A 19794-nucleotide genomic window follows, 5' to 3' on the forward strand; every position below is an offset into this window, starting at 1 on the left:
AATGCAAGAAAATAGTCTTTTTACACTTTCAAACACAAGACTTCCATTTGATCACTTCATCAGTGGAGCCTTGATCGCTGGTATGGGTGCGGCTGCGCTTGGCTTTAGCGACTATCTAAACAACAGAGCAACTAAAAAAGATGTCGCTAAAAAGATAGCAAAATACGCCGTAACTGGTGGTTTTGTAGGTGCTGTTGGCATTCATGCTTCAAATTTGATAGCACAAAAAAAATATCTAAACGCAGCAGCTTTTACTGCAGCTGGCATCGGCGGTCTTTTGATAGCTGAAGAACTAATAAAATTGGAGAGTAAATAATGAATAACCCTTATATCAATGAAGAAAACGCAAACGAAGTAGCAGCAAATGACGCAGCAGCAACTCAGCCAAGTGCGGTTGATAATGCGATAAACAATGCAGCTCAAAATTTACCATTTGTACCTGAAAATTTTAACGCAGCTGGCTTTGTAAAAGGCCTACTTTTAGGTGGCATAGCAGCTTATGTGCTAACTAATCCAAAAGCACAAGAGTGCGTATTTAAAGCGATCATCAAAGGTGGCGAGCTAATAAACGCTGGCATAGAAGAACTAAAAGAGCGTTTTGAAGATGTCAAAGCAGAACTTGACTCACAAAAATAAGGTCACTCTAGCTCACAAGAGCAAAAATAGAGCGAGGTTTATTTGCGAGAGCCTAAACGCTAGAAGCGATGTCAGCGCCATCGAGGCTGCGATCTCAGAGCGAACCGATGCAAAAAGCGTGCGTGTAAATAAATACGCAAAAAGTATCGTTGTCGAGTTTGATAAGAGCTATGAGAAAATTTTAGATTTTATAAAAAGCTATGATTTTCCAACTAAGCCAAAAGATGAGAGCCTGCCTAGCAAAGCAAATATCTACAAAGCTGCTGCTGCACTTGGTGTAACGCCATTTATGAGTAATAAAACTCTAAAATCAGCCGTAACTCTTTACGCCACAGCTCCAAATTTAATAGAAGGCGCAAAAGAGCTAAGGCATGAGGGCATCACCTCAAAAGTGCTCGAGGCAACTGCTATTGGCACAAGCCTAGCAATGGGTGATCATTTGGCTGCAAATAGCACAAATTTGATGATAAATATCGGCGAATACATGGAAGAAAGTGCTAGCCACAGAAGCGATGATCTCATCAAAGAGCTAGCCAAACCAAACATCGAAGAGGTCTGGGTCGAGCGAAATTTAAACGGCGAAAAGACACTTGAAAAGGTAAAAACCGAAAATTTAAAAAAAGGCGACATCGTAGTAGTCGGAGCTGGCGAGACGATAGGCGTTGATGGCTACATCGTCGAGGGTAATGCTGATGTAAATCAAGTCTCAATGACTGGAGAAGCAGAACCCGTGGCAAAAGCTAGAGGTGACCGCGTCATAAGCGGCACTGTTGTCGATGAGGGCAGGATCAAAATTTGGGCTGAAAATGTAGGTAGCGACACCGCAACCGCAAGGATCAAAGAGTACATCCAAACTTCACTTAATGAAAAATCAGCCATCGGCGTAAAAGCTCTAAAACTAGCTGATAAGCTAGTGCCAGTTACACTCTCTCTTGCTGGGCTTTCGTATGTTATAAATAAAAATATGAACAGCGTTGCAAGCGTGCTTCAAGCTGACTACTCTTGCGCGCTTAAGCTTGCTACGCCAGTTGCGTTTAAGTCAAGCATCTCAAAAGCTGGCAGAAACGGCATCCTCATAAAAGGCGCAAAGGCGATCGAGGCTCTAAGCTCGGTCGATACATTTGTCTTTGACAAAACCGGCACTCTAACTCACGGACGCCTAAGCGTGGTTGAAATTTACTCTTTTAAAGATGGATTTTCAGAGGCTGATATCTTAAATTTAACCGCAAGTGCCGAGGAGCACTACTTCCACCCTGTGGCTGAAGCGATAGTTGAGGCTGCAAACAAGCGTGGATTTAGCCATATTCACCACGACGAGGTTGAATTTATCGTAGCTCACGGCGTAAAAACTGCGATGCACGGCAAAGAGGTCGTTATCGGCAGTAGGCACTTTTTAGAAGATGATGAGATGATAAGCTTTAAAGCTCACGAAACGCTCATAAATAAGGCTTTACAAAGCGGTTTAACCTTGCTTTACGTAGGATACGACAAAGAGCTTGTTGGCGTCATAGCCATGAAAGATGATATGAGAGCAAACGCTAAAGATATGGTGGCAAAACTACGAAATCTTGGCGTAAAAGAGATAGTTATGCTAAGTGGTGACATAAAGAGCAAAGCTGAAGAGGTAGCGCGCGAGCTGGGGCTTGACAGGGTCTATGCTGAGTGCTTGCCAACTGATAAAGCAGCGATCATCGAAGAGCTAAAGAGTGAGGGCAAAAAGGTCGCTTTTGTAGGTGATGGCATAAATGACGCGCCAAGCCTAACAAAAGCAAATGTTGGCATCAGCATGCACAAAGGTGCTGATATCGCTAAAGCAACAGCTGATATAAGCCTTTTAAAAGATGACATCATGAGCGTAGCGCTTGCAAAAGAGCTTGCTAATAAAACTATGAAGTTAATTAGCTCAAATTTCCGCTCAACCGTTGGCGTAAATACAGCCATACTAAGTGCCGCAACGCTTGGCATGCTAAATCCAATAGCAACTGCCATGCTTCACAATGGCACGACGATCTGGCTTCTGCTCAACTCAATGAAGGGCGTGAAGATCAAGTCAAAATAAATTTGAAAGGATAGATGGTGTTTGAGAATTTCTTAAACTTTTTAAACGGCAAAATGGATGTAGCCAACGACTTTTTATATGGATATTTTTTGGTTATCATCCTTGTAGCTTCAGGAATTTACTTTAGCTACCTTACCCGTTTTGTGCAGTTTAGGATGTTCTTTGAAGCTTGCAGAGTTCTGGTAGAAAAAAAGGACAGGTATAACAAGCACCATCTAACTCCGTTTCAAGCGCTGATGATCTCGACTGCTTCACGTGTCGGCATCGGCAACATTGCCGGAATTTCAGCTGCCATCGTCGCAGGTGGTCCAGGGGCACTTTTTTGGATGTGTTTGATGGCGTTTTTAGGCTCAGCTTCAGCCTTTATCGAGAGCACTTTGGCTCAAATTTATAAGACAAAAGATGTCTTTGGCTTTAAAGGCGGGCCGGCTTATTACATCAAAAATGGGCTTGGCATAAAGTGGCTTGGCTCTTTGTTTGCCATCATTCTTATCATCACCTATGCTTATGGTTTTAATGGGCTTCAAAGCTACACCATGACCTCTGCTTTTGAAATTTACTACGACAAAGCAGGCAGCAACATCACCTTTGCACAAAGCGGCTTACCTATTGGCATCGGACTTATCCTTACAGCATTTACAGCTGTGATGTTTTTTAGCAAGAGCCACATCATTGGCAAGGTTAGCTCATATATCGTGCCTTTCATGGCGCTTACTTACATCTTACTAGCTATCATCGCGATCGTTTTAAATTTCAAAGAAATTCCAGCCGTCATCAAGATGATCATAGAAAGTGCCTTTGATTTTAAAGCGATCTTTGGTGGATTTGCTGGAAGCGTGATCGTAATAGGCATAAAAAGAGGACTTTTCTCAAACGAGGCCGGCATGGGCTCAGCCCCAAATGCAGCGGCTGCGGCGCACACAAGCCACCCAGTCAAACAAGGACTAGTGCAAGCAATGGCGGTCTTTATCGATATGACGATATGCATCGCCTCTGGTATGATCGTGCTTTTTTCTCAAGCATATCTTACAAAACAAACTGGCGTAAGTGGCGAAGTGCTAACCGCCCTACCTCTCGTTCAAGCAGCGATGAAAGAGTATTTTGGCGACTTTGGGCTACACTTTACGACCCTTGCAGTAGTGCTATTTGCCATCACATCGCTCATTGGCAACTACTACTACGCCCAGGCAAATATGAAATTTCTAACAAAAAGTAAAAATTTAACGCTAGCATTTAAGATCACAGCAGTGATTATGATATTTATAGGCGCTCAGATGAACTTAAAACTAGCTTGGAATATCGCTGATATCACGATGGCAGCTATGGCTACGATAAATATCATCGCTATTTTCTTACTATCAAAAGTGGTGATAATAGCGATAAAAGACTACGAAGCTCAAAGAAAAGCTGGTAAAAATCCAGAATTTGACCCAGAGAGTCTAGGCATCAAAAACACAAGCTGCTGGGGCAAAAACTAAAGGAGAAAATTTGGGAAAAGATATAAAGATAAGCGGCAAACTACTAGACCTAAACATCCATAGACAAGTAGCAAAGGTCGGCATGAGCGTCACTTTGGCATCTGTTTGCCTAAGCGCACTTTTTATGAAAAATAGATCTGTTAAAAAATTCCACGTAGCTTCTGGCATCGCATTTACATGCTTTGCGCTTTACCACGCTGGACTTTACGACAACGGCATCTTTAAAAAGATGATCGTAAAAGCAAAAACCGCTTCAAAAAAGGCATAAAATGAGACTAAGCGACGCTGAAATTTTAGACTACATAAATGAGGATCTACCCTACTTTGACCTCACAACGTCGCTTCAAGATATCGATAAAAAAGCCTCACTTGAAATTTACTCGCGTGATGAAATTTGCGTTAGCTGCGTAGATGTAGCAGCAAGCATAGCAAGGCTACTTGGCTGCGAGAGCGAAATTTTTGTCAAAAACTCTCAAATTTGCAAGGCTGGCGATGTGATCATAAAAATTTATGGTAGCTACGAAGATGTGCATAAGGCTTGGAAACTAGCCCAAGTCACACTAGAGTACGCCAGCGCCATCGCAACCTACACAAATAAAATGTCAAAAGCTGCAAAAAGCGTCAATGAAAAATGCGAAGTTTTAGCAACCAGAAAGAGCTTTCCATTTGCGAAGAAATTTTGCGTAAAAGCCGTGCTTGAAGGCGGTGGTGGCATGCATAGGCTGGGGCTTAGCGATAGCATTTTATTTTTTAGAAACCACATAAAAGCCTACGCTAGCTTTGATGAATTTATATCACATTTGCCAGAGTTTAAAGCTAAAATGGTCGAGCGAAAGATCTGCGTCGAGGCTGAAAATTTAGACGAAGCAAGCAAGCTTTTGAAGGCAAAATGTGACGTCGTGCAGTGTGATAAATTTAGCCCAGAGCTTATCAAAAACGTGCTAGCCTTAAGAGATGAAATTTCACCAAATACTATGATACTAGCAGCTGGCGGCGTAAATTTAGCAAACGCAAAAGAATTTGCAGCTGCCGATGCGATAGTAACTTCTGCAATGTATTCAAAAGGCGTTGCCGACATCAGCGCAAGACTTGAAATTTTGTAAAATTTTACATATAAAAATACATATTAACCTTTATAGTAAATAATAAGCCTCTACCAAATTTTAGTAGCCAATTCTTGCGAGTAAGTGGAATTTTAAAATTTATGAAATAACTAGATTAAATTTGTAAATTTGCCCAGAATTTTAAAAATCTAGGCAAATTTCACTCAAATTTACTCTCTAACGACGTGTAAAAACTGCATGTGTTTGCGGTATTGCTCGATGACGTCGTTTATCAGCGTGGCTTCGCTCCAGCCAAGCACGTCGTAGTCCTGACCGCCCTCTTTCAGATAGACCTCAGCCCTGTAGTAAAGATCGTCGCCGTCAAGCTCTCTGGTGTAGTCTGGACTATGGCTCTTAGTGAGATAGACGCCATATCTAAAGTCCATCTCGTCGCCAAGTCCGACATTTAAATTTACAAAATTTTCGCCATTTGTAACATTTGCTTCAAGGCCGTTTTTGGCAAATTCCTCTTTTAGCTCGTTAAAAGCTTTTAGCACGACTTCGTTTAAAAATTTCTTGCCATCTTTCTTGCCTGGCAGCGTGATGATCGCACTTAGACGTTCTTGCCACGGCTTTGAAAGATCACTAATAGGCATGTTGCTAAAGTTATTTGTCTCTTTTTTGGTTAGATCCACACGTAACGCCTTAAATAGCCCATAAATGGCACCAAGTAGCACTATGGAAAATGGCAGTGCTGTGGTGATCGTAAGTGCTTGAAGCGAGCCAAGACCGCCTGCTAGCATCAAAAATGCCGCCACGACGCCCACTGTAACGCCCCAAAAGACCTTTTGCCAAACTGGTGTATCATCCTTGCCGTTTGAGCAAAGCATATTCATCACGATCGCCGCAGAGTCAGCGGAAGTTACGAAAAATATGACGATCATAAAGACTGCAATCACGCTTAGCACGCCTGAGAAGCTAAATTTCTCCAAAAACATAAAAAGTGCTGAGGCTGAGTCGGAATTTACAGTCGTTGCTAGCTCGCTAAAGCCATTTTGAACAAGCGCAATCGCTGAGTTACCAAAAAAGCTCATCCAAGCAAAAGTAAAGCCAGTTGGCACTAAAAGCACGCCGATCACAAATTCTCTAATCGTTCTGCCCTTTGAAATTTTAGCTATAAATAGCCCCACAAACGGCGACCAAGATAGCCACCAAGCCCAGTATAGCAGCGTCCAACCGCCAAGCCAGCTCTCGTTTTGCCTCTCGTAGGCGTAGAGGTTAAAAGTGTTTGAGATGAGCGTAGAGACGTAGTCGCCGCTGTTTTGCACAAACGACTTTAAAAGCTGCGTCGTATCGCCCAAAAATAGTATCAAAAACATAAAACATATAGCTAGCGCGATATTTGCGTTTGATAAGATTTTGATACCCTTATCCACGCCGCTTGCCGCTGAGATGGTAGCTGCAAAACAAAGCACTATTAGAAGCGTGATATGCATAGTCGGCAGGCCAAAAACGTGCGTAAGGCCAGCATTTACCTGAAGCACGCCGTATCCTAGCGATGTCGCCACGCCAAAAAGGGTCGCTACGACGGCAAATGTATCGATAGCGTTGCCTATCTTGCCATAAATTTTATCTCCGATGATCGGATAAAACGCCGATCTAAGCGTTAGTGGCAAGCCGTGTCTATACGAGAAAAAGGCTAGAATTAGCGCTACGATAGCATAAACTGACCATGCGCTCATGCCCCAGTGAAAAAATGTGATATTCAACGCAAGCTTTTGCGCTGCGATAGTTTGTGCGTCGCCAACTGGTGGGTTTAGATAGTGCATGAGCGGCTCAGCCACACCAAAAAACACTAGACCTATGCCCATGCCAGCAGCAAAAAGCATAGAAAACCACGAGATATTTTTGTGCTCTGGCTTTACGTGATCAGCTCCAAGCTTGATCTCGCCAAGCTTACTAAAGCCAAGAATGATGACGCTTAGCAGTATGACGGCAACGACTAGGATATAAAACCAGCCAAATTTGGCCGCGATGTAGTTTTGCATACCCTTAAAAAACTCATTTGAGAAATTTGGAAATATCGCTGCAAATGCCGCTATTAAAAATATGACAATAAGCGATGGGATAAATACTGAATTGTTAAATTTTGACCTTTGAAATTTAAACATCTTTCTCCTTTTTATAAATTTCAGTTTTGCCTTAAAATAACAAAAAAGAGTAAATAGGTCAAATTTTCTCTTTAAATTTTTTATGAAATTTTAAGCTTCAGCCACCAAAAATAGCCACTTTGAAATTTATCTCAAGTCTCTTTCATCTCTCTTTGGTTTTGCAAGAGTTGTTAGCACTATGACGAAAAAAGCAATGCCAAATGTGATATACAAGATGATCTTTGGCGAGTCAAACTCTATCCTCGACCTTGCGACCTCTTCGCCGCTTGCCTCCACTAGCTCGCCGCGCTTTATCATCTCGCTGATATCTTTTGCGCTAAGCTCTTTAGACGTCCTTGTTAAAATTTCTATGACGCTAAGATCAACCACCTCATAAACGCTATGTCTAATGCCATAAAATGGCTTTATACTGCTAAAAAAATAGACCTTATCGCCATTTGCATAGACCGCGCCATACTCGCCATCTTTTACCAGCCCTATCTCACGCCAAGAGCTGCTTGGGGCAAATTTATATAAAGAGACAGTTTGTGCCACTAAGTGCCTGCCGTGCTTTGAGCGCTGCCACTCTTCGCCTTGCTGTAAAAAATAGGCTGAGCTTTCATCTACAAAAACGTCAGCATAGAGCCTTTTTAGCTCGCCTTTTAGCTGATAGTCTGAAATTTTAGTTTGTTCGTTTTTACTGCCATCCCAAAAGTAAATTCCATCTTTGCTGGCAAAAAGAGGCCAAAACGAATGCACGTTATCCACGCTATAAATGGCGCTATAAGGCATATTTTGAGCGCTAAATTTATGCTCATTTGCAAACACAGCCCCACTTTTTGGCTCAAAAAGATATTCTATGTCGTGCTTAGCATCGTAGCATATCCGGCGCGTCTCATCTGTGTAGCTTGCATCAAGCCTATAAAAGCCCATAAATAAGCTTTTGCCATCTGTGTAATATCCGCTAGCAGCGCCACTTTCTGTCGTGATGTATCTTAGCTCGCTAGGATCTGCGTCAAGCTTTTCGCCCTTGTAGTAAAGCGTAACTCCGTCTCTTGCAAAACCAGCGTCAAAGATAGGCTCTAAATTTGTGCTTTCGACCCTTTTTGCCCTGTAAAAATAAGGGCTTTCATCGTAGCTTTTTATAAAGGTGTGAGCAAGGTTTTTCATAATGGCGCCAAATTCGCTAAATCCAGCCTCTTTCTCGCTTCTAGTGGCGCAATAATAGCTTATCTTGCCGTCACTTATATAGCCATTGCCAAGCACTTTGGCGCTGTTTGGATCAAGACCAGGCAAAATTTCTCTAGCGCAATAGACACTGTTTTTATCAGCCGCCACGTTTGAGTAATCATACGCGTGTTTTAGCTTTAAGACCCTAAAACTAGCCTCATCAACGCCTTTTAGCTCATACTTGCCACTGCCTGAAATTTGAACGTAAATTTTACCCTCAGGTGAGCGGTAAAACTCGCTATTATCAATGTTTGCAAAGCCTCTTTGATACTCGCCCTCATGCCAGAGATAAAGCATCGCCAAAACAAAAAATAGCGTCAAAATGACAAAAAGACAAAGTATCTTAGTCGCAATTTTTCTCATTATCTATAGTCATCCACCCTTTTTTAAGCTCGCTTTTTTGATTTTTATTTTTAAAAATAGCGCCAACTACCGAGGCCACAAACGCAATGGCAAGAAATATCCAGTAAGCATATTTTTGCGAGTAATCATCAAAGTCGCTTATCGCATCGATCACCACCTCGCCCTCAGCTGGCGTCATAGCGCCTTGATCTACCATTTTTACTATCTCATCAAGTTTTAAATTCTCAACATTTGGACCATAAGGACGAGTGAGAATTTCAACCACGCCAAGGTCGTTTATGTCATAAACACTGCTGTTAAAACGCCAGCCGTAGCCGACGTTATCAAAATAATATGTCTTATCTCCGTTTGCATAAACCGCTCCGTAGCCATCGTTTCTTACAAGCCCTATCTTTCGCCACTGCTCTTTTGTATCAAGCCTTACGATACACGTGTGGCGTGAGCTTAGGCTGTGGTCTTGTTTTGTGTTGTGCCAAATTTCATAGGTTTTTAAAAAATATGTCTTGCCATCACTTATCACCACGTCGCCATATAGCGGCGTTATCTCGCCTTTAAAAGGATCGTCTCCGTCTCTTACAAACTCGCCCTCATCTATGCTGTTATACCACTGCCACTTTCGCTCCCAGTGATAGATACCGCCTTTGCCACGAAAGAGCGCATGATAGGTGTGCCTGTCTTCTAGGTTAAAAAGTGGCTCGTATGGGGCAAATTTTGGGTCAAATTCATGATCATTTGCATAGACCATGCCAGAATTTGGCTCATAAAGATAGTGAATGCGCCATATCTCGCCGATATCACGCATTTGCGGGCTAAATTTGATCCCTAGTTTTGTGCTGTCATAATAGACATTTTCCCCATCAGTCGTAAAATGTATGCTCTTTCTGCCAGATGCCTGCTCGATGTAGCGCATTTTGCTGGCATTTGCGCCCTCTAGCTCTTTGCCCTCATGATAGACCTTCACGCCGTCACTTGCGTAGCCAAAGCCCAAGATCGCTGCTAAATTTGCGTTATCAACCTGCCTAAATTTATAGATATGGGTTTGCGCTTTTGGGGTTTTAAACATTTTATGTGAGAGGATGTCCCAAAACTCTTTAAGTGCGGATATTTCGAGGTTTGTCTCGCTTTCGCTATCGCAAAAATATGTTACATTGCCGTCACCAAAGTAGCCATTGCCAAGCGCTCTAACGCCATTTGGATCAAGCCCGCTCATCACGAGATTACCGCAATACACCGCCTCATCGCTTGCGCCAACGTTTCTGTTGTCGTATTTGCCGGTATCAATGTATCTAAATTTGCTGGCCCTCACGCCTATTAGCTCAAATTTACCACCACTTGGCACCAAGGCATAGACCTTGTCGTCTTTGACGTAAAAAAAGCTATTATTTAGCTCTTTACTATCGCCAATGTCGTCATCTAAAATAGAAACTAACCCAAAGACAAAAAAGTAGGTAGCAAAAAATATCACAACAATGGCGATTATTACTGAGATTAGCGGATGTTTTTTTAACATTTTAGCCCCATTTCAAACAAATTTAGCGACCTTATCATGGCACAAAAACCTTTCATACATTTAAATTTCAAAGTTCTATCCAAATATAAAATATCTAAAAATTAAAAACTGATAATATACTACTCTAACTACTGTATTTAATAGCCAAACAGCACATAACGCTAAAATAGCTCCAATAATACTAAAATTCTTTAAAACCCCATAATAAATCACCATCACTAAAAAAAGAGAAAAATATAAAAACATAATCAAATAAAATAAATTTTTCAACCTTTCATATAAGTCCGAATTTTCTCTATTTGTCGCGATTAGCCTAATTGTCTCTATCTTATTTAAAAATCCAACCTTTTTATATTTTATCTTGACTAGATCGCCTACTTCATATTTTTCTATCTCTGGTGAAAACACCCCGCTAAATCTCTCTTTACCTATCAAAAGGCTCATGCTTGTGGCTAAATTTTGCCTAACAACTCTCGTATTTAGCGCGCTTATCCTACCGATCTTTTTCAAGCTACTCTAGCTCCTCGGCGATCTCTAAAACTTCAAAATACTCATTTTCTAGGCTTTCAAGCTCAGCTTTTGTGCTTTCTAGCTCTTCATAAAGCTTAGTTAGCCCCACTTCTTGATAAATTTTAGGATCACTAAGCCCCTCGTTTAGCTCAGCCACTCTTGCTTCGAGGGCTGAAATTTTATCTGGATATGTGTTTAAAATTTGCGTTTGTTTGTAGCTTAGTTTTGCGCCAGATTTACTCTTTTGTTTAGCTTCATTTTGGCTATTTGCTAGCTCTTTTTCAAATTTATCAAGCTCTTTCATCTCATCTTCAAGCTCCAAATAGACGCTATACTCCTCATGCAAGACATTTATCTTTGTGCCCTCAAACGCCCAAAGCTTATTTGCCATCTTATCGACAAAATATCTATCGTGACTAACTAGCAAGATAGCCCCCTCAAAGCTTTGCAAGTAGTCCTCTAAGATGTTGATAGTTGCGATGTCAAGGTCGTTTGTCGGCTCGTCAAGCACCAGCACATCGTAAGTTTTGGTAAAAAGCATCGCAAGTGCCACGCGGTTTTTCTCGCCACCACTTAAAACGCCTATCTTTTTATCCAGAAATTCCTTTGGAAAGAGGAAATTTTTAAGATAGCCATAAACATGCATATTTCGCCCGCGAACTAGCACGTGGTCGCCGCCATTTGGGCAAAATGTCTCTATAAGGCTCTTATCATCATCAAGGACATTTCTAGCTTGATCAAAATAGCCGATACTTACCTCGCCTCTTTTTATCTCACCGCTGCTTTGCTTTTCAAGTCCTAGCAAAATTTTAAGTAGCGTGCTCTTTCCACTGCCGTTTCGCCCAACTATGGCGATCCTCTCGCCCTGCAAGACTCTTGCGTCAAATTTTTCAAAAAGCACCTTGCCGTCTATGCTTTTGCCTAAATTTTTAAACTCAAAGAGCATTTTTTTGCGGTTTTGGCTCTGCGTTTGGTTGAAATTTTTACTCGCACGCTCAAGCTCTAGCCTCACTCGCCTTATCACGCCTGGGTTTTTCTTGGCCTCCTCACGCATAGCAAGCACCCGCTCTTTTCTGCCCTCATTTCGCTTTAGCCTAGCTTTTACGCCGCGCCTTAGCCACTCCTCTTCAGCCTTTAGTTGCTTTAACAGTGTCTCATGCGACTTTGCAAGGCTTGCTAAAATTTCCTCTTTTTTAGTTAGATAGTTTGCATATCCGCCCTCGAAATTTTTTAAGCTTGCATCATCGACCTCAACGCACCTAGTAGCGAGCGCATCGATAAAATATCTATCGTGGCTTATAAAAACTATGCTTTGATTTGAGTTTTTAAGCATATCTTCAAGAAATTTGACCATATAGACATCAAGGTGGTTTGTCGGCTCATCAAGCAGCAGCACATCTGGCTTTTTAAGGATGAGCGCACCCAGTGCCACGCGCCTGATCTCGCCACCACTTAGTGAGCAAATGGGTCTATTTTCATACTCTTTTAGCTTAAATTCTTGCAAAATTCGCTCGATTTTGTGCTCGATATTCCAGCCGTCCTTTGCCTCTATAAATTTTAAAAGCCTCTCTTGCTCTTTTAAAATTTCTTTGTTTTCAGGCTCATTTGCTAGTAAGACGCCGCTCTTTTCATACTCGCTTATCGCGTCAAATATCTCTTTTAGCTCGTTATTTAGCGCATCTCTTACGCTAAAAGTGGCGTTAAAATTTGGATTTTGCGCTAGCATCTCGACGCTTATCAAGCTCTGCACTATACGCCTGCCGCTATCAGCTGCCACCTCGCCAGAGATGATCTTCATAAGCGTGCTCTTGCCACTACCGTTTTTACCGATGATCGCTATCTTTTCATTTTCATTTACACTAAGGCTTACGTTGTTTAAAATTTCATTTGCGCCAAATTTTTTACTTACGTCTATCAGGTCGATTAATGCCATTTTTCTCTCAAATTTTAAATTTTTTGGATTATATCAAAAGGGAGCTAAAACCTAATTTGGCTATAATCGCCCAAAATTTAAAAAGGGAGAAATTTATGAATCTTTCTATGAAAAAACTGGTCGTACCTATATTTTTAGATATGTTTTTGCACTTTATAACGCTCATCATCAACACCTACATGGTGACAAAAGTGAGCGTGCATCTAGTTGGCGCCATGGGTGCTGGCAATCAAGTGATGGATCTTTTTATGACCATTTTTAACTTTTTAAGCATGGGCTGCTCAGTCGTCGTCGCACAAGCACTTGGAGCAAAGCAAAACGAGCTAGCTTCAAGCGTCATACACGCAAGCATCACGTCAAATACGGTCTTTGGCATCTTTTCAGCCATCATCATCTACGTCTTTGGCTACAACATCTTAAATTTACTAAACGTGCCAAGTGATCTCATAAACGATAGCTTCTCATACCTTCACATCCTTGGCTTTGCATTGCTATTTGATGGCATCGGCATGGTGCTAGCTGCGGTGCTTCGCGTCTATAATCTAGCAACTGCTGTGATGCTAACTTCGGTTTTGATGAACATCATCACCATCTTTGGCAACGCCATCGCTCTTTTTGGCTGGTTTGATCTGCCAAATTTAGGCCTGCAAGGTGTTGCTATCTCGACATTTGTGGGCAGACTAATAGGCCTTTTTGTCCTACTTTACATGCTCATACGCGTGGCAAAAGTTAGAATTTATCTTAGCGGACTGCTTGTCGTGCCGTTTGGAATTTTAAAGAAAATACTCTCAGTTGGCCTACCAAGCGCTGGCGAAAATTTACTCTGGATGGCGCAATACATGGTCGCTTTTGGCTTTATCGCGAGCATGGGCGAGGCAACTCTTAGCGTGCAGACTATCTACTTTCAGATCACACTTCTCATCTTGCTATGTGGCGCAAGTATCAGCGTGGCAAACGAGGTCATCGTGGGGCATTTAGTGGGAGCTAGCGAGTTTAACGAGGCTTACGCAAGAACCTTTAAAGCCTTGTGGCTTGGAATTTCTATCACGCTCGTCGTCGTTTTGATCGCCTACGCCTTAAAGTATAAGATCATGGACGCACTAAATTTAGATGATGGCTTGCGCAAGATAATGCTACCACTCTTTACACTCTCGATCGTGCTAGAAGCTGGCAGAACCTTTAACATCGTCATCGTAAATGCCCTTCGTGCAAGTGGCGACGCGAAATTTCCGCTAGCAACTGGGCTTATATTTATGTGGGGGCTTTCGCTGCCGCTTGGATATTTCTTAGGCATACACCTTGGCTGGGGCATTGTTGGCGTTTGGATAGGATTTTGCGCTGATGAGTGGCTAAGAGGCCTTGCAAATACCTGGCGCTGGAGAAGCAAAAAGTGGCAAGAAAAACGCCTAGTTTGAGGCAAAAGAGCCTAAATTTAGACTTTTATGGCTTAAGCGTTTTAATAAATTTTAAAACAAATGTGAAATCTATGCGATTAAGAGTTGGCAAGGATGCTAAGATCACGCTTTCTATGCCATTTTACAGCACGCAAAAGATGGCTCTTAGCTTTCTTGAAACGCACAGAATTTGGCTTGAAAACTCATATAAAAAAGCTCTTTTAAATTTACCAAAAGATGATGAGATGAAATTTCTTGGGCAAATTTATAAGATCAAATTTGATGAGAGCGTAAATGTGCCATTTTTTGAAGATAAATTTATCATAACGCCAAATTTAAAGGCACTTGAGCGCTTTAAAAAAGCAAGAGCAAAAGAGCTATTTTTAGAGCTTGTAAGCTACTATCAGCCTCATATCAATAAGCCAGTTAGTCGCATCGTCATAAGAGATAGCAAAACTCGCTGGGGCAGCTGCAACCACAAAAAAGGCTATATAAACTTAAGCCTAAGGCTCATCGAAAAGCCGCTCTCAGCCGTGCGATACGTCGTGCTTCACGAGCTTACTCACCTGCTCTATCCGCATCATCAAAGCAGTTTTTATAAATTTATAGAAGCCATCATGCCTGATTATAAAGAGCAAGAGCAAATTTTAAAATCGTAATTATTTTTCATCAAGTAAGTGTAAATTTAATATGTTAAAATTGCATATTACTTTACAAAAGGAAAATTTAATGAAAAAAATGATTTTTATCTCGCTTCTTGCAGCTTGCGCTCTAGCAGGCGACTTTGAAGATGGCTTGAAAGCTTATGCTGACTCAAATTTCACTGATGCTTTGTCTAAATTTGAAGCAGGTTGCGCAGCAAATGACGCAAGATCATGCGCAAAAGCAGGTGCGATCTATCAGCTTGGAAAAACTGACGTGCCAGATAGCAACAAAGCGTTAGAGTTTTACAACAAAGCTTGCCAAGGTGGCGAAAAAGAGGGTTGCTCAGCAGCTGGTGGAATTTATCTAAACAGCGATCCGCAAAAAGCAAGAGAGCTTTTTAACAAAGCTTGCGAGCAAAACGACGGCTACTCTTGCGGCATGATAGGCTCGATACTAATAGAAGCTAAGAAATTTAAAGAGGCTTACACCTTCTTAGTAAAAGGCTGCAAGCTAGGCGATAAGCTCGCTTGCGAGTTTGCAGGCGATCTAAAACGCTCAAAACAACTTTGATCTTTAGGCTTTAAAAGCCTAAATTCTCACTTTTTACAAAATCACTAGAAATTTATAAATAAATTTAAAAGTTTAGGCAAGAGAGCTCTTGCCTAATGTTAAATCGCTCTTATTTGATCAAGCGGTTTATCTTTTATGCCCCACTGAGTCATAAAGACAAAGCCATAAAGAGCAGCTGCCACGATGTAGGCTGTGTATTCGTTTGGCATCAGACCAAATTTCACGCAGATATTTGGCACAAGAGCTAGTGGCACGACTGGTATAAGTAGCAACCTCTCCCAAATCCTAAGCTTTGTGACGTAGTAGCCTTGCAGCAAGCTAGAAAAGGCAAACATTCCCACGATCGCCATGCCAAAGACGAGTAAAATTTCAAGCGGATTGCTCATCCAGACTATCCCTTTTGAATCAAGCGGATCGCTCGTATTTATGCTCTCAATAAGCATAAGTTTGTTGTTAAAGAAAAAGGCAAATGGCAAGATCGCTGTTCTTAGATCGTAAAAAAATCCTTGCACGCCAACGGTTATTGGATTTGCCTTGGCGATACCCGCTGCCGCGTAGGCTGCGATACCAACTGGCGGCGTATCATCGGCTAAAATTCCAAAGTAAAAAACAAAAAGATGCACGGCGATGGCTGGGATTAAGAAGCCATTTTTATGCGCTAAAAACAAGATAACTGGTGCAACAAGGCTTGAGACGACGATGTAGTTTGCTGTCGTTGGAAGCCCCATACCAAGGATGAGCGACATAAGAGCCGTTAAAAGTAGGATCATCATGATGTTATCGCCCGCTAGAAGCTCGACTAGATCAGAAAGTACTTGACCAAGGCCAGTTAGCGAGATAGAGCCTACGATGATGCCAGCAAGCGCGGTTGCGATGGCTATTGTGGTCATGCTCTTTGCAGCTGCGACCATCGCCCAAAATATATCCTCAAAGCCAAGAAGCACATCGTTTAGCCCTACCTTTTCGCCTGAAGCTAGCTTTTTGGTTGGCTTTTGAAAGATCATTATCAAAAATAAAAATCCTATCGCATTAAACGCTGCGGCTATGGCTGACTCTTTTGCTATTAAAAGCGTGTAAAGTAAAATCAAGATCGGCGTTATATAGTGAAGACCGCTAACGAAAATTTTAAATCTTGAGTGAAATTCGCTCTGATTTATGCCCTTTAGTCCAAGCTTCACGCTCTCTAAATGCACGATAAAAAATAGCGACAAATAGCACGCAAACGCTGGAATAACCGCTGCCATCATAACATTTGTATATGTCATGCCTAAAAACTCAGCGATGATAAAAGCAGCCGCACCCATGATAGGTGGCATGAGCTGTCCATTTACGCCAGCTGCAACCTCGATAGCTCCAGCTTTTGTGCGTGAAAGGCCAGCTTTTTTCATAAGCGGTATGGTAAATGTACCAACGGTTACGACGTTTGCTGTTGAGCTGCCTGAAACCATGCCAGTTAGGCCACTTGCGATGACTGAAGCCTTAGCTGGGCCACCTCTATATTTGCCAAGAAGAGAAAAGGCTAAATTTATGAAGTATTGTCCAGCGCCTGCTCGCTCAAGCAATGAGCCAAAAAGAACAAAAAGATAGATAAAGCTAACACTAACGCCAATAGGCACGCCAAAGACGCCCTCAGTCGTCAAAAACATGTGCCCTGCGATCTTTTCAAAGCTAGCGCCTTGATGAGCGATGATGTCTGGCATATAAGGACCAAAGTGATCATATATCAAAAATAATATACAAATGATAGGAAGTGCTGGTCCCATGACACGCCTGCCAGCCTCAAGCAAGACGATGATCGCCAAAAACGATATGACGATATCTTGAGTGATATAATCCCCTGTCCTATCAGCTAGCTCATAAAAATAAACCGCTGGATAAAGCACGGCAACAACGCCTACCACGCAAAAAACTAGGTCGTAAAGTGGCAAACTTGAGTGAGCCTTTTTATGAAAAGTGACTGGATAGAGCAAAAATACAAGCCCAACCGCAAAAGCTAGGTGAATAGAGCGTGAAATATTAGTATTTAGTGGGAAATACGCTATATAAAGCTGAAAAACCGACCAAGAGAAACACGCAAATGCGATAAAATAGTTGTAAAAATTGCTATTTATCTCTCTTGTCTTTACTTCGACAAATTGTTCTTCGTTGTCATTAACTTCGTTCATCTTTCTCCTTTAAAATTTAAATATATAAATTTAGAAGAAATTTGCATATTTAAATTTTATCCAGAGGCAAAAGCCCCTGGAGATGGATTATTTTAAGATACCAGCCTCTTTAAACGCAGCCTCTGCAGCTGGGTGAAGTGGAGCTGAAAGACCTTGAACAAGATCCTCTTTTTTAACTGATTTTAGTGCTGGGTGAAGAGTTTTATACTCATCAAAGTTATCTAAGATAGCTTTTATCACAGCTTTTACAGCCTCATCTTTTGTATCTTTGCTAGTTACTAAAACAGCTTTTACACCGATAGTATTTACATCGTGATCGACGCCGTCATAAGAGCCTTTTGGGATCACGCCTTTTGCAAAGTATGGTTTTTCTTTAAGAAGATTATCAATCTCGCTACCTTCGATGTTTAAGATATCGATCGGTAAAGATGTCGCTGCATCAGTGATGTTTGCAGTTGGGTGACCAACGACAAAACTATATCCATCTATCTTTTTATCTTTTAGTGCGTGTGGGCATTCGCCAACTGTTAAAACACCACGGTATCCTAGTTTTGAAACGTCAAAGCCCTTTGCTTTAAAGACCTCAAGTGTGCTCACTTCGTTACCGCTGCCTGGGTTGCCGACGTTGTATTTTTTACCTGCAAATGAAGAGAGATCGCTTGTTAGACCGCTATCTTTTGCTACTACAAATGCAAGAAGCTCTGGATAGATCGCAACTACTGAGCGTAAATTTTCATCTTTTGCTCCGTCAAATTTGCCAGTGCCGTTATACTTATCATAGACGACGTCACTTTGAACAAAGCCAAATGTAAGCTCTTTTTTAAGGACGTTATTTACGTTATAAACTGAGCCGCCAGTTGATTGAACAGAGCATTTTACGTCTGTATTTTTATTTGCTAAGCGGCAGATCGCTCCACCTATCGGATAGTATGTACCTGTCATGCCACCAGTGCCGATACTGATAAATTCTTTTGCTGAAAGTGTTGTTGCCAAAAGCAATCCAGCAAGTGCCAAAGAAGTAGTTTTCATCTAAAATCCTTTCAAAAAATTTAAGGCTATTTTATTCTATAAATTTAGCTTTGTATCTTTTTGATATGATATTTTTATGCCATTTTGGTAAAGTTGCAACTATTCTACACAATCAAGGCTTAAAAAAATATTTTCTTAAGAATAAATTTATATTTCTTTTACGAGCATTCTAAATTTTAAGAGCTAGAAATTCTAGCTCTTAAAATTAGTCGATAAACCTCTTTGTGATATTTGCGTAGGCATCGATCCTGCGGTCTCTTAAAAATGGCCAAATTCTGCGAACTTGTTCGCTTCTTTTCATATCTATCTCAACGATCTTACAAAGCTCATCTGTGCTATTTGCGCGGAAAAGCTGCTCGCCTTGTGGCCCGAAAACAAAGCTATTTCCCCAAAACTTAATCCCATCCATCACGCCGCTATCATCTTTTTCAAAGCCCACACGATTTACTGCAACAACTGGCAGGCCATTTGCCACGCTGTGACCTCTTTGCACCGCCACCCACGCTTCAAGCTGTCTTGACTTTTCATCGTCACTATCGCCCTCAAACCAGCCAATAGCCGTTGGATAGATGAGAATTTTCGCCCCTTTTAGCGCCATTAGCCTTGCTGCCTCTGGATACCACTGATCCCAGCAAACCAAAACGCCAAGCTTACCAAGGCTAGTTTCAACTGGCTCAAAGCCAATGTCACCAGGCGTGAAGTAAAATTTCTCGTAAAATCCAGGATCATCAGGGATGTGCATTTTTCTGTATTTGCCAGCCACGCTGCCGTCGCGCTCGAAGACAAAAGCGGTGTTGTGATAAAGCCCGTCAGCCCTCTTTTCAAAGAGCGAAGTGACCAAAACTACGCCATTTTCTTTTGCCACCCTGCCCCAAAAAGCGACATCCTCTTGCCACTCATTTGCGTGATCAAAGAAATTTGTATCCTCGCTTTGGCAAAAGTACTGCGTCTGGTGCAGCTCTTGGCACACAACTAGATCAGCGCCACCTTTTTTTGCCTCAGCTATTAGCTCAAGTGTCTTTGCGATGGTCGCCTCTTTTGTCCCTTTAAATTCTTGTTGAAGTAGTGCTACTTTCATC

17 protein-coding genes are annotated in these 19794 nt (G+C 41.7%); 9 read left to right on the forward strand and 8 right to left on the reverse strand.

Going from position 1 to position 19794, the window contains the following annotated elements; translation table 11 throughout:
• Position 1: 1 nt before the first annotated feature.
• Genes CVS89_RS06070 through modD form a run of 6 tightly spaced genes read left to right on the forward strand, consistent with a single transcriptional unit; the run spans position 2 to position 5276 of the window.
• The gene (locus CVS89_RS06070) at positions 2 to 316 is read left to right on the forward strand and encodes a hypothetical protein (protein ID WP_009293949.1); all 315 of its coding nucleotides are present in this window, start codon (positions 2 to 4) and stop codon (positions 314 to 316) included.
• The gene (locus CVS89_RS06075; protein WP_012001864.1) at positions 316 to 636 is read left to right on the forward strand and encodes a hypothetical protein; all 321 of its coding nucleotides are present in this window, start codon (positions 316 to 318) and stop codon (positions 634 to 636) included. The genes CVS89_RS06070 and CVS89_RS06075 overlap by 1 nt, the downstream gene beginning before the upstream one ends.
• On the forward strand, positions 605 to 2695 hold the full coding sequence (locus CVS89_RS06080; RefSeq protein ID WP_411160889.1) for a heavy metal translocating P-type ATPase: 2091 nt from the start codon (positions 605 to 607) through the stop codon (positions 2693 to 2695). Before CVS89_RS06075 ends, CVS89_RS06080 begins: the two co-directional genes overlap by 32 nt.
• A gap of 14 nt (positions 2696 to 2709) precedes the next feature.
• Positions 2710 to 4173 (forward strand): alanine/glycine:cation symporter family protein, encoded by a 1464-nt coding sequence (locus CVS89_RS06085; protein ID WP_107848369.1) that lies wholly within the window; start codon positions 2710 to 2712, stop codon positions 4171 to 4173.
• Between the two features lie 10 nt (positions 4174 to 4183).
• Positions 4184 to 4441 (forward strand): helicase, encoded by a 258-nt coding sequence (locus CVS89_RS06090; protein ID WP_107848370.1) that lies wholly within the window; start codon positions 4184 to 4186, stop codon positions 4439 to 4441.
• Between the two features lies 1 nt (position 4442).
• On the forward strand, positions 4443 to 5276 hold the full coding sequence (modD, locus tag CVS89_RS06095) for a ModD protein (protein WP_107848371.1): 834 nt from the start codon (positions 4443 to 4445) through the stop codon (positions 5274 to 5276).
• Positions 5277 to 5446: 170 nt separating this feature from the next.
• Here modD and CVS89_RS06100 read toward each other — a convergent pair whose 3' ends face one another.
• The 5 genes from CVS89_RS06100 to abc-f form a co-directional block, all read right to left on the reverse strand.
• Positions 5447 to 7387: a BCCT family transporter gene (locus CVS89_RS06100; RefSeq protein ID WP_107848372.1), complete on the reverse strand. Its 1941-nt coding sequence runs from the start codon at positions 7385 to 7387 to the stop codon at positions 5447 to 5449.
• A gap of 126 nt (positions 7388 to 7513) precedes the next feature.
• The gene (locus CVS89_RS06105; RefSeq protein ID WP_107848373.1) at positions 7514 to 8959 is read right to left on the reverse strand and encodes a DKNYY domain-containing protein; all 1446 of its coding nucleotides are present in this window, start codon (positions 8957 to 8959) and stop codon (positions 7514 to 7516) included.
• Entirely contained in the window at positions 8940 to 10469 is a 1530-nt protein-coding gene (locus CVS89_RS06110; protein ID WP_107848374.1) for a DKNYY domain-containing protein, read from the reverse strand. Before CVS89_RS06110 ends, CVS89_RS06105 begins: the two co-directional genes overlap by 20 nt.
• 75 nt (positions 10470 to 10544) lie before the next feature.
• Complete coding sequence (locus tag CVS89_RS06115) at positions 10545 to 10913, reverse strand: hypothetical protein (protein ID WP_199907219.1); 369 nt, start codon at positions 10911 to 10913, stop codon at positions 10545 to 10547.
• A 67-nt stretch (positions 10914 to 10980) separates the two neighbouring features.
• The gene (gene abc-f / locus CVS89_RS06120) at positions 10981 to 12912 is read right to left on the reverse strand and encodes a ribosomal protection-like ABC-F family protein (protein WP_107848376.1); all 1932 of its coding nucleotides are present in this window, start codon (positions 12910 to 12912) and stop codon (positions 10981 to 10983) included.
• A gap of 95 nt (positions 12913 to 13007) precedes the next feature.
• Here abc-f and CVS89_RS06125 point away from each other — a divergent pair, with 95 nt between their 5' ends.
• The 3 genes from CVS89_RS06125 to CVS89_RS06135 all read left to right on the forward strand — a co-directional run bounded on the left by CVS89_RS06125 (position 13008) and on the right by CVS89_RS06135 (position 15521).
• On the forward strand, positions 13008 to 14327 hold the full coding sequence (locus tag CVS89_RS06125) for an MATE family efflux transporter (RefSeq protein ID WP_107848377.1): 1320 nt from the start codon (positions 13008 to 13010) through the stop codon (positions 14325 to 14327).
• On the forward strand, positions 14324 to 14965 hold the full coding sequence (locus CVS89_RS06130) for a M48 family metallopeptidase (RefSeq protein ID WP_233091243.1): 642 nt from the start codon (positions 14324 to 14326) through the stop codon (positions 14963 to 14965). The genes CVS89_RS06125 and CVS89_RS06130 overlap by 4 nt, the downstream gene beginning before the upstream one ends.
• A 70-nt stretch (positions 14966 to 15035) precedes the next feature.
• Complete coding sequence (locus CVS89_RS06135; protein ID WP_107848378.1) at positions 15036 to 15521, forward strand: tetratricopeptide repeat protein; 486 nt, start codon at positions 15036 to 15038, stop codon at positions 15519 to 15521.
• A gap of 98 nt (positions 15522 to 15619) precedes the next feature.
• On the opposite strand, the gene CVS89_RS06140 is transcribed toward CVS89_RS06135, so the two are convergent.
• From CVS89_RS06140 to CVS89_RS06150, 3 genes are all read right to left on the reverse strand, one after another.
• Positions 15620 to 17686: a TRAP transporter permease gene (locus CVS89_RS06140; RefSeq protein ID WP_107848379.1), complete on the reverse strand. Its 2067-nt coding sequence runs from the start codon at positions 17684 to 17686 to the stop codon at positions 15620 to 15622.
• Between the two features lie 87 nt (positions 17687 to 17773).
• Complete coding sequence (locus CVS89_RS06145; RefSeq protein WP_002940425.1) at positions 17774 to 18715, reverse strand: TAXI family TRAP transporter solute-binding subunit; 942 nt, start codon at positions 18713 to 18715, stop codon at positions 17774 to 17776.
• 205 nt (positions 18716 to 18920) lie between these two features.
• Positions 18921 to 19793 carry a carbon-nitrogen hydrolase gene (locus tag CVS89_RS06150; protein WP_107848380.1) on the reverse strand — a complete coding sequence of 291 codons (873 nt, stop codon included), beginning with the start codon at positions 19791 to 19793 and terminating at the stop codon, positions 18921 to 18923.
• Between the last annotated feature and the right edge of the window lies 1 nt (position 19794).

Source organism: Campylobacter concisus, from assembly GCF_003048615.2.
GTDB classification, from domain to species: domain Bacteria; phylum Campylobacterota; class Campylobacteria; order Campylobacterales; family Campylobacteraceae; genus Campylobacter_A; species Campylobacter_A concisus_C.